The sequence below is a fragment of the Pseudoalteromonas prydzensis genome (assembly GCF_011050055.1).
Taxonomy (GTDB): Bacteria; Pseudomonadota; Gammaproteobacteria; order Enterobacterales; family Alteromonadaceae; genus Pseudoalteromonas; species Pseudoalteromonas prydzensis_A.
Genome location: NZ_DRGM01000006.1, coordinates 1 through 5,138, shown reverse-complemented (window position 1 = coordinate 5,138; position 5,138 = coordinate 1). Strand labels below are relative to the sequence as shown.

General features: G+C 39.0%; 3 protein-coding genes and 1 pseudogene. 2 read left to right on the top strand and 2 right to left on the bottom strand.

Translation table 11 applies throughout. The features are described 5' to 3' along the window. Both ENH88_RS00360 and ENH88_RS00355 read left to right on the top strand, forming a co-directional pair. Positions 1-519 (top strand): PepSY-associated TM helix domain-containing protein (locus ENH88_RS00360; RefSeq protein WP_304178290.1); only part of this gene is annotated, 519 nt, incomplete at its 5' end. Positions 520-567: 48 nt separating this feature from the next. Beyond that, entirely contained in the window at positions 568-1,728 is a 1,161-nt protein-coding gene (locus ENH88_RS00355) for a tetratricopeptide repeat protein (protein WP_304178288.1), read from the top strand. Positions 1,729-1,744: 16 nt separating this feature from the next. Here ENH88_RS00355 and ENH88_RS00350 read toward each other — a convergent pair whose 3' ends face one another. Continuing rightward, positions 1,745-4,561, bottom strand: a complete 2,817-nt coding sequence (locus ENH88_RS00350) for a TolB family protein (protein ID WP_304178286.1) — start codon at positions 4,559-4,561, stop codon at positions 1,745-1,747. A 122-nt stretch (positions 4,562-4,683) separates the two neighbouring features. Further along, positions 4,684-5,138, bottom strand: a pseudogene (locus tag ENH88_RS00345) (stress protein); the annotation flags it as partial.

Here is a 5,138-nt window from a genome sequence, read left to right as displayed (position 1 = left end):
ATCACAGGTGGCTACTTTAACTGGGCGGTGTGGTATCACGAAGTTATTGAACACGCTGAAGAAGAGCACTTTGTACTAACCAAAAACTTACACAGCAGCGATATTTCTTTTCAACACATACTTGATGACAGTAAAAAACAAATCCCCACTTTTAACGGTACGTTTTTAGTTATGCCACTAGAGCCTGACGAAAATATTACTTTATTTGGCGAAGTAGACACAAGCAACCCGCTTACAAGCGAATACGCTAATACAGTTAGTTACGACAAGCAAACAGGCGAACATTTAACTAACTGGGATATTCGCGAAGTAGGCATTGGCTGGCAAGTAATTGATAGTTTTAGAAAGCTTCATTTTGGCTACTTTGCAGGGCTAATAAGTAAAATACTGTGGTGCGTAATTGGTTTGAGCCCAGTGTGGCTAGCAGGTACTGGTTTTTACTTATGGTTTACTCGCCGTAGACGTAAAAAACATTCACAAAAAAACCGTTTTAATAAACGCAGCACAGCAAGGGCTTGATTAAAAACCCACCACATTGTAATGTAAAAATTAACAAAGGAGTGGGTTATGATATTTATCAAAATAGTTATTAGTATTACCTTTTTATTTTTAATTGGATGTAACACAACCAAGGTTCAGCAAGTAGAACAACAAGTAGGACTTGAACAACTATTAAACCATTCTTTGTTTAATGAACTCGACACACCTTCTGAGCACAGTATTTTTGAGTTACCGGATGCTGAAAAAGAAATGTTTTTAGCTTACGCCGAAAACCAAAAGCTATCCCACATCCGTGATGACCGCATAATTTACAACTACCTCGAAAGCCAGATAGCTAACTTTAAATACCATGGCGATACACTTACTTCAGCTCAAACCTTAAAGCGTTCGCAAGGTAATTGCATTAGTTTAGCCATTTTAACGCAAAGCTACGCACAAGCTCTTGGGTTAGAAACAAGCTTTCAAGAAGTTACAAGTAAGCCCATATACGCAAAAGAAAATAATGTTGTTTATGTCGCTAATCACTTTAGAACAAAAGTATATGCTCCAAAAGTAGAGAAAAAAGATGATAATATTATTGAGTTTTTCAGAGCGGGTACCTTAATTGATTACTTCCCTACCAATCGCAGTTTTTATTCAAGCAGCGCAGACTATAACGATTTAGTTTCTAAGTTTTATAGTAATTTAGCTGCCACAGCACTAGCAGACAAACAGCTTGATATTGCTTACTCTCTTATTTTACAAGCGAATAAATTTACACCAAATGATGCAGAACTATTTAACATAGCTGGTATTTTACATCGTCGAGCTGGTGATTTACAAAGCGCTAAAAACATCTATCAAACAGCACTTAGTAATAACGAAATAAATATTAATTTAATCAGCAACTATCAGCTTTTAGCTGAAGAGTTAGGCGACAAAGAGCTTGTTAAAGAGCTCACCTCACAATTAGTTAATAAAGAAAAAGACCCATACGAATTACTAGTGATCGCTAAAAACAACTTACAAGCTGGCCACGCTCATCAGGCTAAAGCACACCTTGAGCAAGCGATTACTAAAGCGCCTTACATTGCTGAGCTATACTTGGAACTCGCAAAAGTTCGCTATCAACAAGGTAATATTAAACAAACACAAACCTTACTTGAGAAAGCAATTGAACTAGAACGTGATAATCAAAAACTCGATGTATATCAAGCTAAGTTACTATCCTTGCAAATGGATAAGTAACTTAGCCAATTAATATTTATAACGAATAATAAAAGCTCAGCCAAGCACGCATTTCATCTTCAAAACTGTCGCCTTCTACTCGCGACAGTCCCATATTAAATGTTAAATCATTTACGCCTGCAGGCCCCATTCCAAAACTAAAATCACCTTGGTATTTTAAGCCGTAGCTTTGTGCGTATACGGTGTCGTCGAGTTGATGTTGCTTATAATAAAGCCACGGCATACCTTCTTTAAAGCTAAAGCCGCCACCGTAGCCTTGATAGCGCTTTGCAGTTGCACTGTAAAAAGGCAGCTCAGATGAAAGTACATATTCACTATTTTGCTGCTGATTAATAAGATTTGAGCTAAAGCCACCTAATGCAAGGCTCCTGTCATCACGTTGTTTTTGATCAAAGTTTGCATAAAGAGGAATACCAAACGCTTTACCAAAAAGTTTGGCGGCTAAATCGTAACCTTGCCAACTATTGCTCTTACTACTGCCATCGTACCAACTGGCATAAAGACTTTGCCCTATTGCAAAATCTTGACGATCATATTGCCAATTTTGAGCAATGCCTAAACGCGTCCAATTTTTATGGCTTTGCCTATAATCAGTGTAATTGTAGGCAAGCTCTGGCGTTAAACTTAACTGCCCAAATTTAACGGGGTAACTTATTGCGGCAAAACCACCACGGGCATCCATGTCTGCACTTAGACTTTGCTCATACTGGCGCGATGTATCTAAATCATAGTCAAACAGTGCAAGTTTCAGTTTTACATCAAGCGCATTATATTTTGCCTGCACATAACCACCGTGCAATGCCCCATCGTGTAAATCAGTGCTATACCCCGCCTGTAAGTCGAGCTGCTTTAATAAGTCGCTACTTTTAATGCTTAAATCTAACAAACTGGTAGAAGCTGAATAATACTGAGAGCCAATCGCGAAAGTAGCGTGCTGGTCGAGCACGTTGTAATTTGTTTGCTCTGTAGTTTCGTGCTTATATATTTTAGCTTTTGGAAGTGTATGGTCGTTTACTATTAGCAGCGGTGCTTTTTTGTTAGCTGCAAACTCAGTAACTACAGTGCTTTTTATAGCTTTTGGCAGTGTTTTTACATTTGGCCCATCTGCGGTTATCGAAAAATAGAGTAACGAGCCATCAGCCATTTCAATTGGGTGGGCAACGGCCTCTTGCCCTTGGGTTAACTTGGTGAGTGTTTTACTCTCTATGTTGTAGTTATAAATATCGGTGGCGCTATTTAAACCTGCAACAAAGTAAAGTGACTCGCCATTATGGCTAAAGCTTGGCTGACTTAAATATTGATACCCGTTTGGCATAGGTACTGATAGCTGTTGCTCGCCGTTTATGCCTTGTATATACAATTGCCAATTTTCATTTAATGACGTTGATAAATAAGCCAATTTAGTTTCATCAGGACTGAGAATTGGGTAATCGTAAGTTGTCTCAAGGCTTTTTGTAAATAATGGTGTGATGGTTTGCGTATTAAGATCAACCCTCACTAATTCAGAGTAACCATCTCTTATTTGCTCGCCATACAAGGTTTCACCGTTACTGGTTACGCTAAATCGTCGTATACCAGCAAGTTCTGTAAGCTGTGTAATATTCCCAGTGTCAGTGTTATAGCTAAATATGTCAGACACTTTGTTATAAATACCCGACTCTTCATTGCTGTACGCATTGAAATACAACGTTGTGCTATTTACCCATTGAGGATTTGCAATACCTGCTCGGTTAATTTGATTAAGCACTTGTTTTTGTTCGCGCTTAAACACACTGGGCGCTGTATCTGGAATATCTTGTGCATCGTTTTCGAGTAGCTCTTTTTGCGCTTTAGTAAACTCTTCTTGCGCTTTAATGTTGTCATCCGTGCTATAAATTATAAGCTTGGTATTACTCTCTATATCTCGCTCAACAATCGCAATTTTACTACCATCTTTTGAAAGTGCTGGGTTACTTGCATATAAGTTAAGCTCAAGCCAAAGTTCACTATTAAGTAACGGCTCCCCTTGCTCTATTTGCATTGCTTTATAGGTATATTCAGCTATAAATCGGCGATATAGCTTGGCTGCACTTTGCCCAAACACACCGCTAAATGCCTCATCAAAATCACGCGTTTTTACGCCTTGCATTCGCGTCCAAACACTATCGAGTGTTTGCTCTGAATAGTTTTGCTCTAGCCAATTTAAAAAGCGGCTACCCATTAAGTAAGCCATTGAGCCGCCCATAAAGCCCTGCTCGCCATTTAATTGCCCATAGGTTGGCAAAGCACCTTGCTGAGCAAATTCTCGCAGTATTGACTCTGAGTAGTTATCAAATAAACGCCCACGGCCCGTCATTTTAGACTCAATCAATGTGGCATAACCTTCGGCTACCCAGCGCGGTGTATCACTGTAAGTTAAGTCGTATAGATCCCATATGCCACGTACTTTTTGCTGCCAGTCATTGCGTGTAGGCTGTGCTAAATGCACTAAGTGAATATATTCATGCAGTACAAGTAACTGCTGCCAGCCAGAGCTGTTTGATATAACTGTGTCAGATTGTGGTGGCGTAGTAAAAAGTGCCATCACAGGGTTACTTGAGGTAGGTAGCGCAAAGCCATTTGCTGCATTTAGGGGATCAAACACCACTACATCAACTGTTTTATCAAGTGCTCGGTTTTGCTGCTCAAACACTTTGGTGCGAACTATTTCAAGCTCTGCTGCAGTTGATTTAGCAAAATCAGCATGCTCAACACTGTAGTGAATGTTGAAATGTTCAGTATGAATAGTTTGCCAATCGGCTGCAAAGCTTGGTGCTGCTAGTAATAAAGCTGATGCGATGAGTGTTTTTTTCATGAGCGTCCCTAAAAGAATTCCTTAATACCATCTAGGGTATTATTAAATGTCTTTCATGGGCAGTAAGAAAGTGTAATAAAGCATGTGCAAATGTGTATTTACACATGTTTTATTAGGGGAGTTTACATCCAGCTGCGGGTATCTGACTCAATCTGTTTGATTGTAAAATCAATAATAAAGTCAGCATCTTGCTGCTTTATGTAGGGCATAAATGCAAAGCCTGAAGCAAGTTGTATATACAGGCTTTTTAAGCCTGATTTTCTCATTAAGTAGGTACTTATACTGCGTGCACTTTGCGCTTTATAAAGCTCAAAAACACGGTAATGAACCCCAATCATACCTTTGCGTACAACCATGTAAAATCGGCCATTATCCTCATGCATGTAATAACCATAACGCTGATACGATAAAGTTACCAAGCCAGAAAATACGACCAAAACACCAAGGCTTATCAAAGTATTAATATCAGCAATAAAACAAAAGCCAAACACTAATGCACTGGGTAACAGTGAATAAAAGCCTAAATTTTTATACAAAAGCGCTCGCTCTGCGCGCTTAAAAGCGAGTTTTTTACTAT

Excerpts from the sequence above, each read along its gene's own strand:
- ENH88_RS00355 (WP_304178288.1), top strand. The coding sequence starts at position 568 with ATGATATTTATCAAAATAGTTATTAGTATTACCTTTTTATTTTTAATT.
- ENH88_RS00350 (WP_304178286.1), bottom strand. The coding sequence starts at position 4,561 with ATGAAAAAAACACTCATCGCATCAGCTTTATTACTAGCAGCACCAAGC.